Annotated in this window: 20 protein-coding genes and 2 tRNA genes; 17 read left to right on the top strand and 5 right to left on the bottom strand. The window is 60.1% G+C overall.

What is annotated here, in order from left to right:
* The first annotated feature begins 6 nt into the window (after nucleotides 1-6).
* Nucleotides 7-213 carry an SEC-C metal-binding domain-containing protein gene (locus GV818_RS26470; protein WP_161777936.1) on the top strand — a complete coding sequence of 69 codons (207 nt, stop codon included), beginning with the start codon at nucleotides 7-9 and terminating at the stop codon, nucleotides 211-213.
* A gap of 57 nt (nucleotides 214-270) precedes the next feature.
* Here the strand turns inward: GV818_RS26470 and GV818_RS26465 are convergent, their stop codons facing one another.
* Complete coding sequence (locus tag GV818_RS26465; protein ID WP_161759496.1) at nucleotides 271-819, bottom strand: cysteine hydrolase family protein; 549 nt, start codon at nucleotides 817-819, stop codon at nucleotides 271-273.
* 145 nt (nucleotides 820-964) lie between these two features.
* On the opposite strand from GV818_RS26465, the gene GV818_RS26460 reads away from it, so the two are divergent.
* The 7 genes from GV818_RS26460 to GV818_RS26430 all read left to right on the top strand — a co-directional run bounded on the left by GV818_RS26460 (nucleotide 965) and on the right by GV818_RS26430 (nucleotide 8,706).
* Nucleotides 965-1,603 carry a glutathione binding-like protein gene (locus tag GV818_RS26460; RefSeq protein WP_161777935.1) on the top strand — a complete coding sequence of 213 codons (639 nt, stop codon included), beginning with the start codon at nucleotides 965-967 and terminating at the stop codon, nucleotides 1,601-1,603.
* 148 nt (nucleotides 1,604-1,751) lie between these two features.
* Nucleotides 1,752-4,193, top strand: a complete 2,442-nt coding sequence (locus GV818_RS26455) for a penicillin acylase family protein (protein WP_161777934.1) — start codon at nucleotides 1,752-1,754, stop codon at nucleotides 4,191-4,193.
* A gap of 316 nt (nucleotides 4,194-4,509) precedes the next feature.
* Nucleotides 4,510-5,292 (top strand): transporter substrate-binding domain-containing protein, encoded by a 783-nt coding sequence (locus GV818_RS26450; protein ID WP_161759499.1) that lies wholly within the window; start codon nucleotides 4,510-4,512, stop codon nucleotides 5,290-5,292.
* A gap of 56 nt (nucleotides 5,293-5,348) precedes the next feature.
* Nucleotides 5,349-6,077, top strand: a complete 729-nt coding sequence (locus tag GV818_RS26445; RefSeq protein WP_161759500.1) for an ABC transporter permease — start codon at nucleotides 5,349-5,351, stop codon at nucleotides 6,075-6,077.
* Complete coding sequence (locus GV818_RS26440; protein WP_161759501.1) at nucleotides 6,074-6,784, top strand: ABC transporter permease; 711 nt, start codon at nucleotides 6,074-6,076, stop codon at nucleotides 6,782-6,784. Before GV818_RS26445 ends, GV818_RS26440 begins: the two co-directional genes overlap by 4 nt.
* A 24-nt stretch (nucleotides 6,785-6,808) precedes the next feature.
* Complete coding sequence (locus GV818_RS26435) at nucleotides 6,809-7,927, top strand: succinylglutamate desuccinylase/aspartoacylase family protein (RefSeq protein WP_161777933.1); 1,119 nt, start codon at nucleotides 6,809-6,811, stop codon at nucleotides 7,925-7,927.
* A gap of 14 nt (nucleotides 7,928-7,941) precedes the next feature.
* On the top strand, nucleotides 7,942-8,706 hold the full coding sequence (locus GV818_RS26430; RefSeq protein ID WP_161777932.1) for an ABC transporter ATP-binding protein: 765 nt from the start codon (nucleotides 7,942-7,944) through the stop codon (nucleotides 8,704-8,706).
* Between the two features lie 71 nt (nucleotides 8,707-8,777).
* On the opposite strand, the gene GV818_RS26425 is transcribed toward GV818_RS26430, so the two are convergent.
* On the bottom strand, nucleotides 8,778-8,990 hold the full coding sequence (locus tag GV818_RS26425) for a hypothetical protein (protein ID WP_161759504.1): 213 nt from the start codon (nucleotides 8,988-8,990) through the stop codon (nucleotides 8,778-8,780).
* 105 nt (nucleotides 8,991-9,095) lie between these two features.
* A complete protein-coding gene (dcd, locus tag GV818_RS26420) occupies nucleotides 9,096-9,662 on the bottom strand; it encodes a dCTP deaminase (RefSeq protein WP_161777931.1) in 567 nt (188 codons plus the stop codon).
* A gap of 352 nt (nucleotides 9,663-10,014) precedes the next feature.
* On the opposite strand from dcd, the gene GV818_RS26415 reads away from it, so the two are divergent.
* A complete protein-coding gene (locus GV818_RS26415; RefSeq protein ID WP_002554837.1) occupies nucleotides 10,015-10,224 on the top strand; it encodes a cold-shock protein in 210 nt (69 codons plus the stop codon).
* Between the two features lie 120 nt (nucleotides 10,225-10,344).
* On the opposite strand, the gene GV818_RS26410 is transcribed toward GV818_RS26415, so the two are convergent.
* On the bottom strand, nucleotides 10,345-11,352 hold the full coding sequence (locus GV818_RS26410; protein ID WP_161777930.1) for a DUF481 domain-containing protein: 1,008 nt from the start codon (nucleotides 11,350-11,352) through the stop codon (nucleotides 10,345-10,347).
* Between the two features lie 157 nt (nucleotides 11,353-11,509).
* On the opposite strand from GV818_RS26410, the gene GV818_RS26405 reads away from it, so the two are divergent.
* The 4 genes from GV818_RS26405 to GV818_RS26390 all read left to right on the top strand — a co-directional run bounded on the left by GV818_RS26405 (nucleotide 11,510) and on the right by GV818_RS26390 (nucleotide 16,287).
* Entirely contained in the window at nucleotides 11,510-11,863 is a 354-nt protein-coding gene (locus GV818_RS26405; RefSeq protein WP_161759507.1) for an MGMT family protein, read from the top strand.
* Between the two features lie 42 nt (nucleotides 11,864-11,905).
* Complete coding sequence (locus tag GV818_RS26400) at nucleotides 11,906-13,471, top strand: AmpG family muropeptide MFS transporter (protein WP_161759508.1); 1,566 nt, start codon at nucleotides 11,906-11,908, stop codon at nucleotides 13,469-13,471.
* 129 nt (nucleotides 13,472-13,600) lie between these two features.
* Nucleotides 13,601-15,316, top strand: a complete 1,716-nt coding sequence (locus GV818_RS26395; RefSeq protein ID WP_161759509.1) for a proline--tRNA ligase — start codon at nucleotides 13,601-13,603, stop codon at nucleotides 15,314-15,316.
* A gap of 17 nt (nucleotides 15,317-15,333) precedes the next feature.
* Entirely contained in the window at nucleotides 15,334-16,287 is a 954-nt protein-coding gene (locus GV818_RS26390) for a hypothetical protein (RefSeq protein WP_161759510.1), read from the top strand.
* 67 nt (nucleotides 16,288-16,354) lie between these two features.
* On the opposite strand, the gene dinB is transcribed toward GV818_RS26390, so the two are convergent.
* Nucleotides 16,355-17,419, bottom strand: coding sequence for a DNA polymerase IV (gene dinB / locus GV818_RS26385; protein ID WP_161777929.1), 1,065 nt, complete (start codon nucleotides 17,417-17,419; stop codon nucleotides 16,355-16,357).
* 295 nt (nucleotides 17,420-17,714) lie between these two features.
* Here dinB and GV818_RS26380 point away from each other — a divergent pair.
* From GV818_RS26380 to GV818_RS26365, 4 genes are all read left to right on the top strand, one after another.
* Nucleotides 17,715-17,791 (top strand) — tRNA-Met (locus GV818_RS26380).
* Nucleotides 17,792-17,993: 202 nt separating this feature from the next.
* A tRNA-Met gene (locus GV818_RS26375) sits at nucleotides 17,994-18,070 on the top strand.
* 278 nt (nucleotides 18,071-18,348) lie between these two features.
* On the top strand, nucleotides 18,349-20,997 hold the full coding sequence (mprF, locus tag GV818_RS26370; protein WP_161777928.1) for a bifunctional lysylphosphatidylglycerol flippase/synthetase MprF: 2,649 nt from the start codon (nucleotides 18,349-18,351) through the stop codon (nucleotides 20,995-20,997).
* Nucleotides 20,997-22,289, top strand: a complete 1,293-nt coding sequence (locus GV818_RS26365; RefSeq protein WP_161777927.1) for a virulence factor family protein — start codon at nucleotides 20,997-20,999, stop codon at nucleotides 22,287-22,289. Before mprF ends, GV818_RS26365 begins: the two co-directional genes overlap by 1 nt.
* The last annotated feature ends 68 nt before the right edge of the window (nucleotides 22,290-22,357 follow it).

Raw genomic sequence — 22,357 nt, 5'->3', positions numbered from 1 at the left:
CCCGCAATGACCCAACAACCTCATGTCCATGGCCCCGACTGCAACCACGATCATGATCATCATGAGCACGATCACGACCATGGCCATGTTCACGGCCCGCACTGCAACCACGCTCATCAGGAGCCGGTGCGCAACGCGCTGAAAGATGTCGGCCGCAACGATCCATGCCCGTGCGGCAGCAGCAAGAAGTTCAAGAAGTGCCACGGCGCCTGAAGTAACGAGGAGCTTGCCAGCGCATTCGCCGGCAAGCACAACCTCGCCTGGCCGCGCCTACAGGAGCTGCGCCAGGGTCAGCACCGTAGCGTACTCGCCGTGCAGGTTGGCCAGCGACATGGCATGCACCTCCTCGGCGCTGCGAGCCCGACCGGCAAAGTCGGGTTTGTCGAAGGTGTAGCAAGCGTCGGCCACCACCCACACGGCAAATCCCAGGTTGCCAGCGGTGCGCGCGGTCGACTCCACCGAGTTGTGGGTAGCGACCCCGACGATCACCAACTGTCCGATCCCCGCCTCACGCAAGTTCGCCTCCAGCGGATTGGCGCAAAAAGCGTCCGGCACCTGTTTCTGAATCAGCCACTCCCCGGGCCGAGGGCGAAAGCGCGGCTGAAACTCCACCCCGGACTGCCCGGGCCAGAACACCGACTCCGTCGAACGCGACAGGTGCTGCACGTGGATCACCGGCCAACCTCGGGTACGCCAGTGAGCCAGCAACTCAAGCATGCACTCCTCCGCCTGGGGGTTGTTACGCGGCCCAAGCCGGGGATGGAGGATGCCTTGCTGCTGATCAATAAGCATCAACGCCGTGTTGGCTGAAATGGACATGGAGGATTCTCGGTTGAACCGTCATTGATTTTTACTGACTTCAACATCACCTACTGTCTCAGGCAAGCCATCGAATGCAGACAGGACGACCTAATGCCGGAGTTTGCTGTCGTTTAACCAAGACCCGTCCCACTTGGAGCACTCCATGATCGACCTGTATTACTGGACCACCCCCAACGGCCACAAGATCTCCCTGTTCCTGGAAGAAACCGGCCTGCCCTACACCTTGTATCCGGTCAACATTGGCCGGGGCGAACAGTTCAAGCCCGAGTTCCTGAAGATCGCCCCCAACAACCGTATTCCAGCCATCGTCGATCATGAACCGGCGGATGGCGGTGCGCCGTTGTCGCTGTTCGAGTCCGGGGCGATCCTTCTATACCTTGCAGAAAAGACTGGCCAGTTCCTGCCTCAGGAGCTGCGGGATCGCCAGGAAACCCTGCAATGGCTGTTTTGGCAGATGGGCGGGCTGGGGCCGATGGCTGGGCAAAACCACCATTTCAGCCAGTTCGCTGCGCAAAAGATCCCCTACGCCATCAAGCGTTACGTGGATGAGACTGCGCGCCTGTATGGGGTGCTGGACCGGCGCCTGGCGGACCGGGCCTTTGTCGCCGGCAATCAATACAGCATTGCTGACATGGCGATCTATCCATGGATCGCCTCGTACAAGAAACAGAGCCAGAAACTCGAGGACTTCCCTCATCTGCACCGCTGGTTCATCAGCATCCACAACCGCCCCGCCACGGAACGGGCCTATGCCCTGGTGGAGCGAGTCAATCCAGCCTGATTCGATCGTCCAAAACAGCTTCGCCGGCTTGCCGGCGAAGGCTAATTGCGCAGCAACACACAAATACTCCCAGCCCCCGCTTGCGCGGCACTCGCCTGCTCACTAACGTAGCGCCTTTATCGACGCTACCCCCCGCAGGAGCTTTGCCATGGCCTCGCCAGCCCTCTCACATTTTCTTCCCCGGTTCGGCGTTGCCGCGGCAGTGGCCGGTGCTCTCAGCCTGGCTGGTTGCCAGTCCTGGAACACTCAAAACAGCCTGCCACCCACCTCTGGCGTACAACCTCTCAAGGGGCTGGCACAGAACGTTTCGGTGCGACGTAGCGCCGTCGGTGTACCGCTGATCGAAAGCAACAGCTTCCACGACGCGCTGTTCACCTTGGGTTATGTGCACGCCAGCGACCGCATCGGTGAGATGGTGACCCTGCGCCTGCTGGCCCAGGGCCGACTGGCCGAAATGTCCGGCGCCGAGGTGCTGGATGTCGACCGCCTGATGCGCGCAGTGAACCTGAAGAAAAGCGCCGGCGAGCTGTACAAGGCCTCGTCGCCACGAATCAAGCGCTTCTTCGAGGTCTATGCGCGGGGCGTCAACGCTTACCTGTTCCGCTATCGCGACAAGCTGCCGCCGGATCTGGCGTCGAAGGGCTACACCCCGGAATACTGGAAAGCCGAGGATTCGGCACTGATTTTCTGCCTGCTGAGTTTCGGCCAGTCCGCCAATCTGCAGGAAGAGATCAACGCTCTGGTACTGGCGCAAAAGGTCGGCAACGACAGACTGCCCTGGCTGACGCCAAGCTACCCCGATGAGCCGCTGCCCATGACCGAGGCCGACAAGCTCAAGGGGCTGGCATTGAATGTGCCAGGCATGAGCGAGCTCAGTCTTGCCGCCAAGCAGATGTCGGCCCTCAATACACTGGGCGTCACCGGCGGCAGCAACCTCGCCGTCGCCCCGCAGCACGCCCGCAGCGGTCGCAGCCTGCTGGCCAGCGACAGCCAGATTAGCGCGTGGTACTACGTGCAGATCCGCGCCCCGAAGTATCAGGCCGCCGGTGCCTCGATTGCCGGTTTGCCGGCCATTCTGCAAGGGTTCAACGGCAAGCTGGCCTGGAGCATGAGCTCCGCGATGGGCGACAACCAGGACCTGTTCCTGGAGAAGCTCAAGCGCCAGGGCAACGCGCTGTACTACCAGAACAACGGAAAATGGCAGCCGGCCATCGTTCGCAACGAAACCTACTTCGTCAAAGGCCAACGGCCGATTCGCGAAGCCGTGTACGAAACCCGCCACGGCCCACTGCTCAACAGCTCCCTGGGGATCAACGCCAGCAATGACCTGGCCAGTGGCTACGGTCTGGCGCTGCAAGTGCCAGAGTTCAAGGATGATAAGAGCCTGGATGCTTTCTTCGACCTGTCACGGGCACAGGCTGTGGAAAAGGCCTCCGACGCCAGCCGCGAGATCCGTGCCATTGCCCTGAATATGGTCTACGCCGACGCCAGCAACATCGGTTGGCAGGTCACCGGGCGCTTCCCCAACCGCCGTGAAGGCCAAGGCCTGCTGCCATCTCCCGGCTGGGACGGACGCTATGACTGGGACGGCTACGCCGACCCGATGCTCCATCCTTATGACCAGGACCCGGCGCAAGGCTGGATCGCCACCGCCAATCAGCGGGTGATCTCCCGCGGTTACGGTATGCAGCTGTCCAACTCCTGGGATGCTCCGGAGAGGGCCGAGCGTATCGGGCAGTTGCTGTCTGGCGGCAAGCAGGACAGCCGCAGCCTGATTGCCCTGCAATACGACCAGACCACCCTGTTCGCCGCCAAGTTGAAAAAGATGTTCGAGGCGCCAGGTATGGCCCTGCCGCTGAAAAACGCCATCCAAGCCCTGCCCGACGCTGACCGCGCCAAAGCCCGCGAGGCCTACAGCCGGCTGATGGCGTTCGACGGCAAACTCAGTGCCGGCTCTGCCGACGCCGCGCTCTACGAATTGTTCCTCCAGGAAAGCGCCAGGCAGACCTTCCTCAAACGGCTCGGCCCAGAGCCCGGCATTGCCTGGCAAGCCTTCGTCGCCAATGCGGGCCTTTCCTATTCAGCCCAGGCCGACCATCTTCTGGGCCGGGAAGACAGTCCGTTCTGGGGCGACTCGCGCACCGAGCAAAAAGAGGACAAGCCAGCGATTCTCGCCCGTAGCCTGGCGGCCGCCGTCAGTGCGGGCGAGCAACTGATGGGCATGGACCGCAAGACCTGGCAGTGGGGCAAGTTGCACAGCTATCGCTGGATCAACAGCAGCGGCCAGGTGATTCGCGGCCCATTGCAGGCCGGTGGCGACCAGAACACCATCAACAGCGCCGGATATCGCTGGGGACAGGACTTTGCCATCACCACGACCCCAGCCCTGCGCTTCGTTGTCGACTTCGCGCTGAGCGAGCCACTAATGGGACTCAACAGCAGTGGCCAATCCAGTAACCCGGCAAGCCCGAACTATGCCAACGGCATCGACGGCTGGCTCAAGGCCCAGTACTTGAGCTTCCCGATGCAACCACAGAACTTCGAACGCAGCTACGGCAAGACCCGCCTGACCCTGGTTCCCGGCAAGTAAGGCCATCCCCAGATCCCGCTTGCGCGCCCTGCGCAAGCGGGCCTGCGCCAGAGTGATCCACTCTTGGCAGCATCCCCCGCCCCCGCCAGCACTGCCCCCAAAAGCCATTTCCAGCTCGCATGCACCTTAATCGTGCAACGCGAGAAGCACGCCCTGTTTCAGCGCGCGACGGTCGTCGCATCGTTGCTTCGGAGCGCTTTTAAAACACTTGTTCGGGACTCTGGTTCGGAAATTGCTACTTTCATTAAGTCACATGCCTTCCAGTAACAGTACTCATGCGCCACAAGCGCTCATATTGGTTCTTAGGGATTGAATAATGAAAAAAGCATTGCTGACCCTTTCTGCACTGGCTCTGTGCATGGCCGCCGGCTCCGCGCTGGCCAAGGAGTACAAGGAACTGCGCTTCGGCGTCGATCCGTCCTACGCCCCTTTTGAATCCAAAGCCGCCGACGGCAGCCTGGTAGGCTTCGACATCGATCTGGGCAATGCCATCTGCGCCGAGTTGAAGGTCAAATGCAAGTGGGTCGAAAGCGACTTCGACGGCATGATCCCAGGCCTCAAGGCCAATAAATTCGACGGTGTGATCTCCTCCATGACCGTCACCCCAGCCCGTGAAAAAGTCATCGACTTCTCCAGCGAACTGTTCTCCGGCCCTACCTCGCTGGTGTTCAAGAAAGGCTCCGGCCTGAGCACAGACATCACCTCGCTCAAGGGCAAGACCGTCGGCTACGAGCAGGGCACCATCCAGGAAGCCTATGCCAAGGCCGTGCTGGACAAGGCCGGGGTGAAAACCCAGGCCTATCAGAACCAGGACCAGGTGTACGCCGACCTGACCTCCGGACGCCTCGACGCCTCGATCCAGGACATGTTGCAAGCCGAACTGGGCTTCCTCAAATCGCCGCAGGGCGCTGACTACGAAGTCAGCAAGCCAGTGGACGATCCACTGTTGCCAGCCAAGACTGCGGTCGGTATCTCAAAAGGTAACAAAGAGCTGAAAGCGCTCTTGGATAAAGGTATCAAAGCGTTACACGATGATGGCACCTACGCCACCATCCAGAAAAAGCACTTCGGTGACCTGAACCTCTACAGCGGTAAATAACCTGCCGGCGCCCATCTTCGATGGGCGCCTTTTTTACTGCCACAGGTCACCGATCAATGTTCGAAGAACTTCTAAACAACCTAGGGCTTTCCGCCTTCAGCCTGAAGGGTTTCGGCCCCCTGCTGCTGGAAGGTACCTGGATGACCATCAAGCTGTCGGTGTTGTCACTTCTGGTCAGCGTCTTGCTTGGCCTGCTCGGCGCCAGCGCCAAACTCTCCAGCCTCAAACTGCTGCGAATTCCAGCCCAGCTCTACACCACGCTGATCCGCGGAGTACCGGACCTGGTGCTGATGCTGCTGATTTTCTACAGCCTGCAGACCTGGCTGACGTCCTTCACCGATTTCATGGAGTGGGACTACATCGAGATCAATCCCTTCAGCGCCGGGGTGATCACCTTGGGGTTCATCTATGGTGCCTACTTCACCGAAACCTTTCGCGGAGCAATCCTTGCCGTACCGCGAGGCCAGGTCGAAGCCGCCACCGCCTACGGCCTGAAACGCGGACAGCGCTTTCGCTTCGTGGTCTTCCCACAGATGATGCGCTTCGCCCTGCCGGGCATTGGTAACAACTGGATGGTGATGCTCAAGGCCACCGCCCTGGTGTCGATCATTGGCCTGGCCGACCTGGTCAAGGCCGCCCAGGATGCTGGCAAAAGCACCTACCAGTTGTTCTACTTCCTGGTTATCGCCGCGCTGATCTATCTGCTGATCACCAGCGCCTCCAACTTCATCCTGCGCAGGCTTGAACGACGCTACGCTGCAGGCGCACGGGAGGCGGTGCGATGATCGAACTCCTGCAGGAATACTGGCGCCCCTTCCTTTACAGCGACGGTTACCACATGACCGGGCTGGCCATGACCATGTGGCTGCTCAGCGCCTCGATCTGCATTGGTTTTCTGGTGTCGATCCCGCTGTCGATTGCCTGGGTTTCGCCCAAGCGCTACATCCGCTGGCCGGTGCGTTTCTATACCTACCTATTCCGTGGCACGCCGCTCTATATCCAGTTGCTGATCTGCTACACCGGGATCTACAGCATTGCCGCAGTCCGTGCGCAACCGCTGCTGGACTCGTTCTTCCGCGATGCAATGAACTGCACCATCCTCGCCTTCGCCCTGAACACTTGCGCCTATACCACGGAGATTTTCGCCGGGGCAATCCGCAGCATGGCCCACGGCGAAGTCGAGGCGGCCAAGGCCTATGGCCTCAGCGGATGGAAACTGTATGCCTATGTGATCATGCCCTCGGCCCTGCGCCGCTCGCTGCCCTACTACAGCAACGAAGTGATCCTGATGCTGCACTCCACTACCGTGGCGTTCACCGCGACCATCCCCGACATCCTGAAAATCGCCCGCGACGCCAACTCGGCGACCTTCCTGACGTTTCAGTCGTTCGGTATCGCCGCCATCATCTACCTGTGCGTGACTTTCACCCTGGTGGGCCTGTTCCGCCTCGCTGAACGCCGCTGGCTGGCCTTCCTCGGGCCGACCCACTAGGACTTGCTGCAGGAAAAACCGTCAATGCGCCACGAGATCCACGACCTGCTCGCCCCGCTGCCGGGCACCGCGCGCCAGGTCCACAGCTTTCACTTCGGCCCGCCCCAGGCCACCGGCAAGATCTACATCCAATCCTCCCTGCATGCCGACGAGATGCCCGGCATGCTGGTGGCCTGGCACCTCAAGCAACGCCTGACCGAACTAGAAGCCGCCGGGCGCCTGCGCCAGCAAATCGTCCTGGTGCCGGTGGCCAACCCGGTGGGCCTGGAACAGGTGCTGATGGACGTGCCCCTGGGCCGCTACCAGTTGGAAAGCGGGCAGAATTTCAACCGCGGGTTCGTCGACCTCGGCGAGCAGGTCGGCGACGCCATCGAAGGGCTGCTCAATGACGATCCGCAGCACAATCTCGAATTGATCCGCCGCCAACTGGTCGACGCCCTGGCCCGACAACGAGCGCAGACCCAATTGCAGTCGCTGCAACTGACCCTGCAACAGCTGGCCTGCGATGCCGACATGGTGCTGGACCTGCATTGCGACTTCGAAGCCGTGGCGCACCTGTACACCACCCCCGAAGCCTGGCCCCAGGTGGAGCCATTGGCCCGCTATATCGGCGCCGAAGCCTGCCTGCTGGCCACCGACTCCGCGGCCTGGTCGTTCGACGAGTGCTTCAGCCTGCTGTGGTGGCAACTGCGACAGCGCTTCGGCGAGCACTTTGCCATTCCGCCAGGCAGCTTTGCGGTGACCGTCGAGCTGCGCGGCCAGGGCGACGTCAATCACGGTTTGGCCAGCCTCGACTGCCAAGCCCTGATCGACTACCTGACCCGCTTTGGCGCCATCGACGGCGAGGCGCCGCCACTGCCCGACCTGCCCTTCCCGGCCACGCCTCTGGCCGGGGTCGAGCCGGTGACGACAGCGGTGGGCGGGCTGTTGGTGTTCAGCGCCCTGCCGGGGGAATACCTGGAGGCCGGTCAGTTGGTGGCCGAAATCATCGACCCGATCAACGACCGGGTCACCCCTATCCACTGCAACAATGCCGGGCTCATGTATGCCCGCTCGCTGCGGCGCATGGCCACCGCCGGCATGGTGATCGCCCATGTCGCCGGCCACGAAGCCTATCGCAGCGGTTACCTACTTTCGCCTTGAGGATGCAAGCCACCATGTACAAATTGACCGTTGAAGGCCTGCATAAATGCTATGGCGACAATGAAGTGCTCAAGGGTGTTTCCCTCAAGGCCAAGACTGGCGACGTGATCAGCCTGATCGGCGCCAGCGGCTCGGGCAAAAGCACCTTCCTGCGTTGCATCAACTTTCTCGAAACTCCGGACGACGGCGCCATGAGTCTGGATGGCCAGCAGATCCGCATGGTCAGCGATCGCCACGGCATGCACGTGGCCGATCCGGCCGAGCTGCAGCGGATTCGTACCCGGCTGGCAATGGTGTTCCAGCATTTCAATCTGTGGAGTCACATGACCGTGCTGGAAAACATCACCATGGCCCCGCGCCGGGTGCTGGGGGTCAGCCCCAAGGAGGCCGAGGAACGTGCCCGGCGCTACCTCGACAAGGTCGGCCTGCCAGCCCGGGTCGCCACTCAATACCCGGCGTTCCTGTCCGGCGGCCAGCAGCAGCGGGTTGCCATCGCCCGGGCCCTGGCCATGGAGCCGGAAGTCATGCTGTTCGACGAACCCACCTCAGCCCTGGACCCGGAGCTGGTGGGTGAGGTGCTCAAGGTGATCCAGGGCCTGGCGGAGGAAGGCCGGACGATGATCATGGTCACCCACGAAATGAGTTTTGCACGCAAGGTCTCGAGCCAGGTGATGTTTCTGCACAAAGGCCTGGTGGAGGAGGAAGGTACGCCCGAAGCCGTACTGGGTAACCCGAAAAGCGAACGCCTGCAGCAGTTTCTCAGCGGCAATCTGAAGTAAGGGCTGCCTGCCCCGTGCGTTAGGCCTTACAGGGACTGGGCGGACGGGGCACTTGAACGTACTCGCCAAGCTCAGACGGCAGGCGCGGAAGGCGGTTCGTCCGGCAACGTCGGCTCGCCAGGTTCTGTAGGTTCAAGCGGCTGAGGAGTGTCCGGGTCAGGCTGACCGGGAATACCGCCTGCCATGCTGACGGAGGGATACGCCAACAGGCTCCAGGCCAACAAGCCAACCTGATTGGGTTCCAGCCTTGCCAAGGTGGCGCTGATTCGCGGATCTATCTTCATGGGGCACTCCTGAGCTGTTCCCGATACGCCTTGCGCGTACCGGAAGGACACTCAATAGAGTGTCTACCCGCTCAGGAATTCCCGCTATTCGTCAGACAAACGGACTCAGGTACGCGGCAAGGTCACGCCACGCTGCCCCTGGTATTTGCCGCCGCGATCCTTGTAGGACACTTCACATTCTTCATCCGACTCCAGGAACAGCATCTGCGCCACACCCTCATTGGCGTAGATCTTCGCCGGCAAGGTCGTGGTGTTGGAGAACTCCAGGGTCACATGACCTTCCCACTCGGGTTCCAGCGGGGTCACGTTGACGATGATGCCGCAACGGGCATAGGTGCTCTTGCCCAGGCAAATGGTCAGTACGTTGCGCGGAATGCGAAAGTACTCAACGGTGCGGGCCAGGGCGAAGGAGTTCGGCGGGATGATGCAGACGTCGCTCTTGACGTCGACGAAGCTCTTTTCATCAAAGTTCTTCGGATCGACGGTGGCCGAGTTGATGTTGGTGAACACCTTGAATTCATCAGCGCAACGCACGTCGTAGCCGTAGCTCGACACCCCGAAGGAGATCAGCCGATCCTGGCCTTCGCCACGCATCTGGCGCTCTACGAAGGGCTCGATCATGCCGTGCTCTTGCGCCATGCGGCGAATCCACTTGTCCGATTTGATGCTCATGGCGGGTGTCCTGAAATAACGAGGTGAAAAAATTCTGTCCGGCATCTTACCGGGGCGCGTGGCCGGGTTCAAAGTCTCGGGCGTTTTTCTCGCCTGCCCCCTTATTTTTCAAGGGCTGGCCGACTGACGCCTCGCCGTCAGTCACGAAAACCGAGAAACCTTCGCACTGACCATTGGCACGTTCAGGAAAAAGGGTTAAGGTGGCGCCACTGTGCTGCTTGTGTCACTGAGAATCTCTACACGATGTTGAATTTCGATCCAACCATCTCCAAGAATTTTTCCTGCTCTTTGCACTCAGTCTCGGCCAGGGCTTTTCCTGAGTCGCAGTTAACTTTGTCCAAGGAGATACACCATGTCTAATCGCCAAACCGGTACCGTTAAGTGGTTCAACGATGAAAAAGGCTTCGGCTTCATCACTCCACAATCCGGTGACGACCTGTTCGTACACTTCAAAGCTATCCAATCCGACGGCTTCAAAAGCCTGAAAGAAGGCCAACAGGTTTCTTTCATCGCTACCCGCGGTCAGAAAGGCATGCAAGCTGAAGAAGTTCAAGTTATCTAACTTGTACTGATCCAGTAAAAAAACCCCGCCCTCAACAGCGGGGTTTTTTTGTGCCCGCAGATTTTGTTTTCACCCTGACGCGGTGGAACACCCTCTCGAATGCGCCAGGGCCGCCCCGGCCTACCAGGTCACGCCAAAACCCAGCGTATAGCGAGTCCTGTCCAGATCACTGTCTTCGGTGCCGCGAATCAGGTCTTTCTCCGCCTTGAGATTCAACGAAGCCCAGTCGGTAACCTTGTAGCGCAGGCCCATTTCTGCATCCAGAGCGTAATCAGCCACTCCAGACAGCGGCCGACCCACCTCGCCATTGGTGAAGAACTCCACCCGCTTACCTATCAGATAGCGGTTGTAGTCCCACTTCATGGCCAGGGAATAGAAGTTGTCCTTGCCGCCATCGGCGTACTCGTAATCTGTGCGGTTGAACAGTGAGCCCAGGGAGAACGCACCCAACTCATCGTCCCAGAACTGGTAACCAGGACCCGTACCCACCACCCGTTGCCGCGCCAGATCCTCAACCTTGTCGCGCTTGTAGGTCAGACGACCCTCCCAGAACCACTGCTCAGTAATGAAGCGGTCCAAGGCGTATTCGGCGCGCCAGTTGTCAGTGGTCACCACATGATCCTGAAACTCGCGGTTGTACTCACCCAGGGCATGGTGACGCCAGGCACCATGCCGAGCAGAAGTCCTGAAGTCGATGTCATAGTCATCGGTATCCTTTTCCGCGCGCTTATAGTCCATGGCCACGTCGACATTACCCTTCCAGATCATGTCCTCCACCAACGGCCTGGGCTTCATGATCTGCTGGATACTCGCCAGTTCGACTGCCTTGGGTGCCTCGCCATTAGCCAACACGACCTTGCCATCCTCCGCCGGTCGCAGCGACTTGGCCTTTTCTCCCACATAGGCGTCCTGCTTGACCAACAGTTCCTGGTCGCTCTCCAGGGTCTTGACCTGCTTCCAATCGATCGAAATGGCACCACCGTAGTCGGTCTGGATCAACAACTTGCCACCATCGAAGACTTTAATCTTGCCACTCAGGCGATCGCCATTCTTTAACCAGACAGTATCGGCCAGTGACGGCAGGGAAGCGCTGAGCGCCGCGAAACACAACAGAGTTCTGGACAACATAGGCAAATACGGACTCGATCTTGCGAAAAAACGGCATTATTCCTGCTGAACATGCCTTAGTCAGGACTGACCTGGGTATTGAGAGTGAGTTCAATACTCATCCAGACTTCACCATCACAACTGACCAGCGTCCCTTCTACTATCTGGAACCGCGAATGTGACCGAACACGGCGAAGACCCACAAAGCCCCGCGCAAATCCGACGCACGGCGCTCTACCTGACCCTGGCCCTAGTTCCTCCAGGCAAGGTCGTAAGCTACGGCCAACTGGCGCAGATGGCCGGTCTCGGAAGAGCCGCCCGCTGGGTCGGACGCACCCTCAGCCAACTGCCGGCGGAGACCGTTCTGCCTTGGCACCGGGTACTGGGCGCCGGCGGTCGCATCAGCCTGCCCGCTGGCAGCCCGTCAGGCGATGAACAGCGCGCCAGACTGCGTGACGAAGGTGTCTCTATCCTGAACAATCGCGTGGATATTCAGCGCCATGGCTGGCGCCCGGTAGAGCACAGCGGTTAGAGTGCGCGCTTTGTTTCCGCAACCTGAGGCAGACTCCAGCCCATGCCCCGTAAAACCTGGCGCGCCGCACTTGCCGCCTATGCCAGCCCCTCGACGCTCGTGCTGTTGCTGCTTGGTTTCGCCGCCGGCATGCCTTACATGCTGGTGTTCTCGACTCTTTCGGTGTGGTTGCGCGAGGCCGGTGTAGCGCGCGAAACCATCGGCTATGCCAGCCTGATCGGCTTGGCGTATGCCTTCAAATGGGTATGGTCGCCCCTGCTCGACCAATGGCGCCTGCCGCTGCTGGGCAAGCTCGGTCGACGACGCTCCTGGCTGGTACTGGCACAGACCCTGGTGATTTTCGGCCTGATCGGCATGGGTTTCTGCGACCCGCAAAAGCACCTCTCCTGGCTGATCGCTATTGCGGTGATCGTGGCCTTTGCCTCGGCCACTCAAGACATCGCTATCGACGCCTATCGCCTGGAAATCGCCGACGACAGCCGCCAGGCCGCCCTGGCCGCCAGTTATATGTCCGGCTATAGGGTCGCGGTACTTCTGGCCACTGCTGGCGCACTGTTCTTTGCCGAAGGCTTCGGCTCAACCGGTTTCAGCTACAAGCACTCGGCCTGGACCGGCACCTACGTGCTGTTCGGGGTACTGATGATCCCGGCCCTGATCACCACCCTGCTGATGCGTGAACCCTCGGTACCGCTGCGCACCCAGCTGTCCGCAGGGCGCTACAGCTTTGCCCACCAACTGATCTCAGTATTCGTGCTGATCGTGCTGTTGGTGTCGGTGCCCGCTACCTTCACCCAGTTGTACAACACTGACTTCGCCAGCGTGATCTTCAACGGCATGAGCCTGCTGGACTTGCTATTGGAGGACCGGGCGTTCCTGCGGGCGATTCTCTATATCACCCTCAGCGCCTTGTGCCTGTCCGCCATGGGCCGCAGGGGGCTGGCGCCAGTGCTGACCCCGGTCAACGATTTCATCCTGCGGTATCGCTGGCAAGCCTTCCTGCTGTTGGGGCTGATCGCAACCTATCGCATGTCGGACACGGTCATGGGGGTAATGGCCAACGTGTTCTACATCGACCAGGGTTTCACCAAGGATCAGATCGCCGGTGTCAGCAAGATTTTCGGCCTGATCATGACCTTGCTTGGGGCAGGCATGGGCGGCCTGCTGATTGTGCGTTTCGGCATCCTGCCAATCCTCTTCATCGGTGGCGCAGCTTCCGCAGCCACCAACCTGCTGTTCCTCATGCTTGCCGACATGGGGCCCAATCTGGAAATGCTGATTGTCACCATTTCCCTGGACAACTTCAGCTCAGGCATGGCCACCTCGGCCTTCGTCGCCTACCTGTCGAGCCTGACCAACCTCAAGTTCTCGGCCACCCAATATGCGCTGCTCAGCTCCATCATGCTGCTGCTGCCACGGCTGATCGGCGGTTATTCCGGGGTTATGGTAGAGAAGTTCGGCTATCACGACTTCTTCCTCATCACCGCCATACTCGGGATTCCAACCCTGATCCTGATCGCCTTGCACTGGTACCAGGAAAGTCGTCGCGCCAGGCCGAAACCTGAGCCGGAGCCGACCGCCAACAGCACCGCTGTCAGCGAAGAACCCTAGAAATTCCCGGGGGTTGCGGCGTTTTATCGGCCTCCCCCGCTTCCCCCGGCCGCAATCCTGTACGCCAGCGGAAGTCGCCCGTACAATGCTCCGTCATTTCTAGTCTTCAGCAACCGACAACGGCCTCCCATGCGCACCAGTCAATTTTTGCTCGCCACACAGAAAGAAACGCCTTCCGATGCGGTCGTGATCAGCCATCAACTGATGCTGCGCGCCGGCATGATCCGTAAACTGGCCTCAGGCCTGTACACCTGGCTCCCGATGGGCCTGCGGGTAATGCGCAAGGTCGAAGCCATCGTTCGTGAAGAAATGAACGCTGCCGGCTCGCTTGAAGTGTTGATGCCGAGCACTCAGCCGGCTGAGTTGTGGCAAGAGTCTGGGCGCTGGGAAGAGTACGGCCCCGAGTTGCTGCGCTTCAAGGATCGTCATGGTCGCGACTTCTGCGCCGGCCCGACCCATGAAGAGGTGATCACCGATCTGATGCGCAACGAGTTGAGCAGTTATAAGCAACTGCCGATCAACCTGTACCAGATCCAGACCAAATTCCGCGATGAAATCCGCCCACGCTTCGGCTTGATGCGCGGCCGCGAATTCATCATGAAGGACGCCTACTCCTTCCATACCGACCAGGCTTCGCTGCAAGTCACTTACGACCGTATGCACCAGGCCTACTGCAACGTATTCAGCCGCCTGGGCCTGAAATTCCGCCCGGTAGAGGCTGACAACGGCTCGATCGGCGGCGCCGGCTCCCACGAATTCCACGTACTGGCCGACTCCGGCGAGGACGACATCGTCTTCAGCAACGGCTCCGACTACGCAGCCAACATCGAGAAAGCCGAAGCCGTACCTCGTGAGACCTCGCGCCCGGCTGCGAGCGAAGCAATGCGCCTGGTGGACACTCCTGACGCGAAAACCATTGCTCAGTTGGTTGAAGGCTACAACCTGCCGATCGAAAAGACCGTCAAGACCCTGGTGGTGCATGCCGAAGAAGCCGGCAAGCTGATCGCCCTGATCATTCGCGGCGACCACGAGCTGAACGAAATCAAGGCAGCCAACCAGCCAGGCGTAGCCAGCCCGCTGGTCATGGCCTCCGAAGCCGAACTGCGTGACGCCATCGGCGCTGGTGCCGGCTCCCTGGGCCCGGTGAACCTGCCGCTGCCGATCATCATCGACCGTTCAGTGGAGCTGATGAGCGACTTCGGCGTCGGCGCCAATATCGACGACAAGCACTACTTCGGCGTGAACTGGGAGCGTGACCTGCCCGTTCCGACCGTCGCTGACCTGCGCAACGTGGTAGCCGGCGACCCGAGCCCGGACGGCAAAGGCACCCTGGAAATCAAGCGCGGCATCGAAGTCGGACACATTTTCCAGCTGGGCAACAAGTACAGCAAGGCGATGAAGTGCGAAGTGCTGGGCGAGAACGGCAAGCCGGTAACCCTGGAAATGGGTTGCTACGGCATTGGCGTGTCCCGCGTGGTGGCTGCTGCCATCGAGCAGAACAACGACCAGAACGGGATCATTTGGAGCGACACCCTGGCGCCATTCCAAATCGCCCTGGTGCCACTGCGCTACGAAACCGAACAGGTTCGCGAAGCCACCGACAAACTCTACGCGGAACTCACCGCCGCCGGTTTCGAAGTGCTGCTGGACGATCGCGACAAGAAGACCAGCCCGGGTATCAAGTTCGCGGACATGGAGCTGATCGGCATTCCCCACCGGATCGTGGTCAGCGACCGCGGCCTCGCCGAAGGCAACCTGGAATACAAGAGCCGTACCGAAGCCGAGGCGCAAGCGCTGCCGGTGGCCGACGTACTGTCCTTCATCCAAGCTCGTATCCGTCGCTGAAACCAGATAGAGAAGACATGTTCAAGCGAAACACCTTAAGCCTCGGTGGCGCCGCCTTGTGCGGCGCCCTGCTGGTCAGCGGCTGCGCCAACCAGATGTCACAACGCAGCGAGCACGAGGAACGGGTCGAGCGCAAACTGCTCGACCACAGCCTGCAGATCGATGTCGGTGAGCCTAAGGTGCTTGAGCTGCCGCAACGCCAGGTACGCATCCACGAGCAGAAGACCTTCGAAGTCACCGAATTCGAAGTTACCCGCCGCTACGATCGCTATACACCCTACCAACCCTGGCGGGAGATCTACGAGATCCCGCTGGGAGCGGTGGCACTGGTGGCCGGCATCGGCGCTAACGTGGTCAATGTGTTCGCCCTGGGCAACCTGCCGGACAGTGTCACCAAGGACTGGATCAGCTACGGCGTCTCCGGACTCAACCCATTCATGAACATGCCGTCCCACGGCCGCGCCCAGCAGAACCTGGCAGCGATTGATGAAGTCCAGCGCGACAAGCGCTTGGAATATTCGAGCCTGCCGTGGAGCGAGCGTCCGGTGCAGGTCAAGGCCGGCAAGGAAACCTACGAGCTGAGCACCGATCGCAATGGCGTGCTGCGCTTGAACCTGCTGGACAACCCGTTCTCCGAACAGGATCTGAACCACATCGGCAAGTTGCAGATCAGTGTCGAGGACGCTCAGGACGAGGTGCACTCGGACTCATCCCTGAGCATCAGCAGCAGCTTGCGGAGCAAACTGCTGGAAGCTCACGCACTGATCTACGACGACCTTGAAGATGACGAAGTGAGCCAATGGGTACACCGGGTCAAACGTCTATCGGAACTGGGCCTTGAAGAAGAAGCCAGCGAGCTGGAGCAGAGCCTGATCGAGCTGACGCGCAATGATCCGGAACTGCAAAACGAGTTTCTCAAGTCTCTGACCAAGAACGCCGGCCGACTGGTGGCGGATCCAGGCAGGAACTGATCCTCCTTAACCAGCGATTGTGGCGCCCCGGGCAAACCGCGGCGCCTGGCTCGCTGACAAACGCCCCCTACACTCCCTGGAACAGCTCCAGCTGTTCGTGCCCACCGCGCAGATCCTGCAGACGCACACCAATTCCCAGAAGCCGCACCGGCTTGCCACCGCGCTTGAAGGCCTGGGTCAGCAACTGCCGATAACTCTCCAAATCTCGCCCCGCGCCGGCCTGCTCCAAAGTGGTCTGGGTGAAGTCGTGGAACTTCACTTTGACAAACGGCTTGCCCGGCCGGTAACTGCTGTCGATTCGGGCAATGCGGCCCGCCAGCGTTTCCATCAGCTCCGGCAACTTTTGCAGACAGCTGTCCAGGTCCGGAAGGTCCACGTCGTAGGTATTCTCCACACTGATGGATTGCCGCCGGCTGTCATTCTGCACCGGCCGATCATCAATACCCCGGGCCAGCCCCCACAGGCGCTCGCCAAAACTACCGAACTCGCGCACCAAAGCCAGCTTGTTCCAGTCCCGTAGTTGCAGACAGCTGACAATACCCAGACGCCCCAGCTTGTCCGCCGTGACCTTGCCCACACCATGCAACTTGCTCACCGGCAGCTCCGAGACAAAATCCTCCACCTGGTCCGGAGTGATCACGAACAGCCCGTTGGGCTTTTTCCAGTCACTGGCAATCTTGGCCAGGAACTTGTTCGGCGCCACACCCGCTGACACAGTGATATGCAGCTGATTGGAGACTCGACGACGGATGTCCTGAGCAATACGCGTGGCGCTGCCAGCAAAACTCGGGCTTTCGGAGACATCCAGGTAGGCTTCGTCCAGGGACAACGGCTCGATCAGATCGGTGTAATCACGAAAGATCGTGTGAATCTCTTTCGACGCCTCGCGATAAGCATCCATTCGTGGTTTGACGATCACCAGGTCCGGGCAAAGGCCCAGTGCGTGCCGTGACGACATCGCCGAGCGTACGCCATAAGCCCGCGCCTCATAATTGCAGGTAGCAATCACCCCCCGCCGATCCGCGGACCCACCCACCGCCAGCGGTTTACTGGCCAGCTGTGGGTCATCACGCATTTCGATGGCCGCGTAGAAACAATCACAGTCAATGTGGATGATTTTGCGCTGCATCATATAAAGGAGGAGATCATGAAAGGCAGAAGTCAAAATGAAGACAGAAGGCAAGTATCCACCGACACCTGTATATAGCACCAGTACCTTGCATCCCTGTATCAGTAGCCATGGGGTTCAGCCGAATTTATTTGCCCACGACTCAAAAACCCTCCAATAGCGCTGCAAGCCACGTTCTACCTAGGGCAACACCTGATCAATTGGACATTTTCAGACGCTAAGCAATTGAACCGGAAGCATTTTTTAAAATTTAGTGATTGACAGGGTCCCGCAACGCTGTAGAATTCGGCCACACAGACGCGGGATGGAGCAGTCTGGTAGCTCGTCGGGCTCATAACCCGAAGGTCGTCGGTTCAAATCCGGCTCCCGCAACCAAACATCAAAAAAGGCTACTCGAAAGAGTGGCCTTTTTTGTGCGTGCCGATTTTGTTCGACCAAGCCTCGATGGGGATGCAGGTAAAACTCCTTATCTGTCCATGACTTAAAAGGCAAAACAGGTCATTCGACATTTATTTGACCTATTGGGCGATTAACAGTTGACACTCAGTCGTTCGCCTGTAGAATGCCGCCACACAGACGCGGGATGGAGCAGTCTGGTAGCTCGTCGGGCTCATAACCCGAAGGTCGTCGGTTCAAATCCGGCTCCCGCAACCAAACATCAAAAAAGGCTACTCGAAAGAGTGGCCTTTTTTGTATCCGCTGAAAAAGTCCTTTCGCAACAATGATCTGCCAAAGTGTTGCGAACCTTTAGTAACACTTCGTCACCTTCAAGATGCGAGCTATGCTCTGTCTCGAGCAACCACCCCGTGTCGATCGCGCAGGGTCGCCGGGCCACGGTGAGACGCGTTAATATTTGAAATTATTTTTTCTACAGGGATTGGTAACTTGGCTGGATACCTCCATCCTGTCGCGCACAATCCACGAGGTGATTGATGCGCGCCAACACGTCTGATTCACAAGACACCGACACCGCTACAGTAACTCAACCTATTACAGTCACTCGCTTGCGCTGGCTGGACCTGTTGAGCAAATACCGCCAACCCATCGGCCTGGCTGTAACGCTGCTGCTGTTTGCCATTGCCCTGATCGCTTGCCGACACCTGCTCAGCGAGTTGGATTTCTACGCCCTGCACGATTCGATCCTTGAGGTGCCCAAGCCTGCGCTGCTCGGTGCCCTAGGTGCGACCATCGTCGGCTTTATCATTCTGCTGGGTTACGAGTGGTCCGCCAGCCGCTATGCCGGGGTCAACCTGCCCGGCCGCACCCTGGCGCTGGGTGGCTTCACTGCCTTCGCCATCGGCAACGCCATCGGCCTATCGCTGCTATCCGGCGGTTCGGTGCGCTATCGTCTTTATGCACGCCACGGGTTGGGGGCCTCTGATGTCGCCCACATGAGCCTATTTGCCAGCCTCTCCCTGGGGTGCGCACTACCGCCTCTGGCCGCCTTGGCGACCTTGAGCAATCTACCCGCAGCCTCGACGGCGCTGCGCCTGCCCGAAAGCCTGTTGGCGGGCATTGCGATCGCCGTGTTGCTGCTGGGCGCGGTACTGGCTATCGGCATCTATCGCCGACGCCTGCCGGAGCAGCCACTGCGTGACAACCTGCTGGTCCGGGTCGGACGCCGTACCCTGCGCCTGCCAGGGCGACGCCTGACCTTCCTGCAACTGATCATCACCGCCCTGGACGTCGCCGCAGCCGCCACTGTGCTCTATCTGCTGCTGCCCGAAGCACCGCCTTTCGGCGCCTTCATGCTGATATACCTGCTGGCCCTGGCTGCCGGAGTACTCAGTCACGTACCCGGTGGTGTCGGGGTGTTCGAAGCCATCCTGCTGGCAGCGTTCGCCGACAAGCTTGGCGCCGCGCCACTGGCCGCGGCCCTGCTGCTGTATCGCCTGATCTACGTGGTGCTGCCAATGCTGGTGGCCTGCGTCTTGCTGCTGATCAATGAAGCCCAGCGCCTGTTCCAGACCCGCCAGTCTCTAAGGGTGGCTTCCGGCCTGGCCGCACCGATCCTCGCAGTACTGGTATTCCTCTCTGGCGTGGTTCTGCTGTTCTCCGGCGCCACTCCGGAAATCGATACTCGTCTACAGCACATCGGCTTCCTGATCCCCCATCGGCTGGTAGACGCCTCGCACTTTGGCGCCAGCCTGATCGGCGTGCTCTGCCTGCTGCTGGCCCAAGGCCTGCGCCGGCGCTTGTCGGCCGCCTGGATGCTCACCACCATTCTGTTGCTGGTGGGCGCCCTGCTCTCCCTGCTCAAAGGGTTCGACTGGGAAGAGGCCTGCCTGATGACCTTGACTGCCAGCCTGCTGGCGGTCTTTCGGCGCTCGTTCTATCGCCCTAGCCGCCTGACCGAGTTGCCCTTCTCGCCGCTGTACCTGGTGGCCAGTGTCTGCGTGCTCGGCGCCTCCATCTGGCTGCTGTTGTTCGCCTATCAGGACGTTCCCTACAGTCACCAGTTGTGGTGGCAGTTCACCCTGGATGCCGACGCACCACGCGGCCTGCGCTCGTTGCTAGGAGCAGCGGTACTGCTGGTAGTGGTATCCCTGACCTGGCTGTTGCGTACCGCACGCCCGGTGATCCATCTGCCTACCAGCGAAGAACTGGACAAGGCGGCGCAGATTCTCATGGCCTCGTCCCAGCCCGACGGCGGCCTCGCACTGACTGGCGACAAGGCCCTGCTGTTCCACCCCAACGACGACGCATTCCTCATGTATGCCCGCCGCGGGCGCAGCCTGGTAGCGTTGTATGACCCGATCGGCCCGACTCAGCAGCGCGCCGAAATGATCTGGCAGTTCCGCGACCTGTGTGATGTGCACCATGCTCGCCCGGTGTTCTATCAGGTAAGGGCAGAGAACCTGCCCTACTACATGGACATAGGCCTGACCGCAATCAAGCTCGGGGAAGAAGCCCGAGTCGACCTCAAGCGCTTTGATCTCGAAGCCAAGGGCAAAGAGATGAAGGACCTGCGCTACACCTGGAACCGTGGGAGCCGCGATGGGCTGTCGCTGGAGATCCACGAGCCCGGTCAGGCGCCGATGGACGAGTTGCGGGTGATTTCCGATGCCTGGCTGACCGGTAAGAATGTCCGGGAGAAAGGCTTCTCCCTGGGACGTTTCAGCGACAATTACCTCAAGCACTTCCGCATCGCGATCATTCATTTTGAAGGACGCCCAGTGGCCTTCGCCAACCTGCTCGAGACCTACAGCCATGAACTGGCCAGCCTCGACTTGATGCGCGCGCACCCGGACGCCCCAAAGCTGACCATGGAGTTCATGATGGTCGGCCTGATCCAGCATTATAAAAATCATGGATATGCCCGCTTCAGCCTGGGTATGGTGCCACTCTCCGGGCTGCAACCACGCCGTGGAGCACCACTGACCCAACGCCTCGGCTCGATGGTTTTCCGCCGCGGCGAGCAACTGTATAACTTCCAAGGCTTGCGCCGCTTCAAAGACAAGTTCCAGCCTGACTGGGAACCCCGTTACATGGCCGTACCGGCCGGGCTGGACCCGCTGGTAGCGCTGGCCGACACTGCCGCCCTGATTGCGGGTGGCTTGACTGGATTGGTGAAACGCTAATGATTCAACGCTCTTGGCGGTATCTGCTGGCCACAGTGGTGGTGCTGGCTCTGATTGCGGGTGGTGGTTACTGGTGGTGGAATCGCCCCGCACCCGAACCGACTCTGGAACAATTGCCCCAGGCCGACGGCTCGACCCTGACTCGCGTGACCCCAGGCACCAAGGCCAAGGCCCGGGTAGTGGTGGCGGTGCTGCCTGACTCGACCCTGACCGACAAACAGCTGCTGACCCTGAGCCGCAGCGGCGCGGCACAGATCGTTCAGGTGATCCTGCCCAAGGATGATTGCAAACTGCAGGAGCAAGCCCTGCAAAGTGCCCTGCCCCAGTTAGCGGGTCCAGCGACCCTGGTCAGCGGCATTGGCCCAGGCGCGGCACTGGCCTGGCGCTGGATCGCCAGCCAGAACGACGATCAGGCCCAAGCCATATCGGTGGGTTTCACCATCAACCCGGTACCTGGATGCACCGCCCCATTGCCCAAGACCCTGGCCCACGGCCATTGGCTGGTGGCCTGGAACGACAACCCAGATGATGAAAGTGCTGGATTCGTGCGTGACACCCCCAATGCCACCACCAGCATCAGCGACTACGACATCCACCTGCCTCAAGTACTGAACAACGAGCTGCGCAAGCTGCTGGTAGGTTCGGAAAACGGCGGCCTGAGCATTCCCGTGGTGGAAGTCCCGGCCGGCCAGACCAAGGACACAGTGACCCTGTTCCTCTCGGGCGATGGCGGCTGGCGTGACCTGGACCGCGACGTAGCCGGTGAAATGGCCAAGATCGGCTATCCGGTGGTGGGCATCGACACACTGCGCTACTACTGGCAGCACAAAAGCCCGGAACAAAGCGCCATCGACCTCACCGAGCTGATGCAGCACTACCGGCAGAAATGGGGTACCAAGCGCTTCGTACTGACCGGATACTCCTTCGGCGCCGACGTCCTGCCGGCCATCTACAACCGCCTGCCGGAAGCCGAACAGCAACGCATCGACGCCATTATCCTGCTGGCCTTCGCCCGCACTGGCAGCTTCGAAATCGAAGTCGAAGGCTGGCTGGGCAATGCTGGCAAAGAAGCCGCTACCGGCCCGGAAATGGCCAAGCTGCCGCCTGCAAAAGTGGTGTGCATCTATGGCGTGGAAGAAGTCGACGAGAGCGGTTGCACCGACAAGACTGCAGTCGGCGAAGCCATGAAGCTGCCTGGCGGCCATCACTTTGATGAAAACTACCCGGCACTGGCCAAGCGCCTGGTGGATGCCATCGAGAAACGTCAGGCCAAAGACAGCCCCAGTAACTGATCACAGCCTGGAGCCAAGCTCAGGCGGCCTTGAACTCCGGCAAACCGGATACTGCTGCAAGATTGAAG

The sequence above is a fragment of the Pseudomonas sp. Fl4BN1 genome, from assembly GCF_009908285.1.
In the GTDB taxonomy this organism is placed as follows: domain Bacteria; phylum Pseudomonadota; class Gammaproteobacteria; order Pseudomonadales; family Pseudomonadaceae; genus Aquipseudomonas.
Note: the sequence above shows the minus strand (reverse complement) of the source record. Positions and strands in the feature narration are given on the sequence as shown.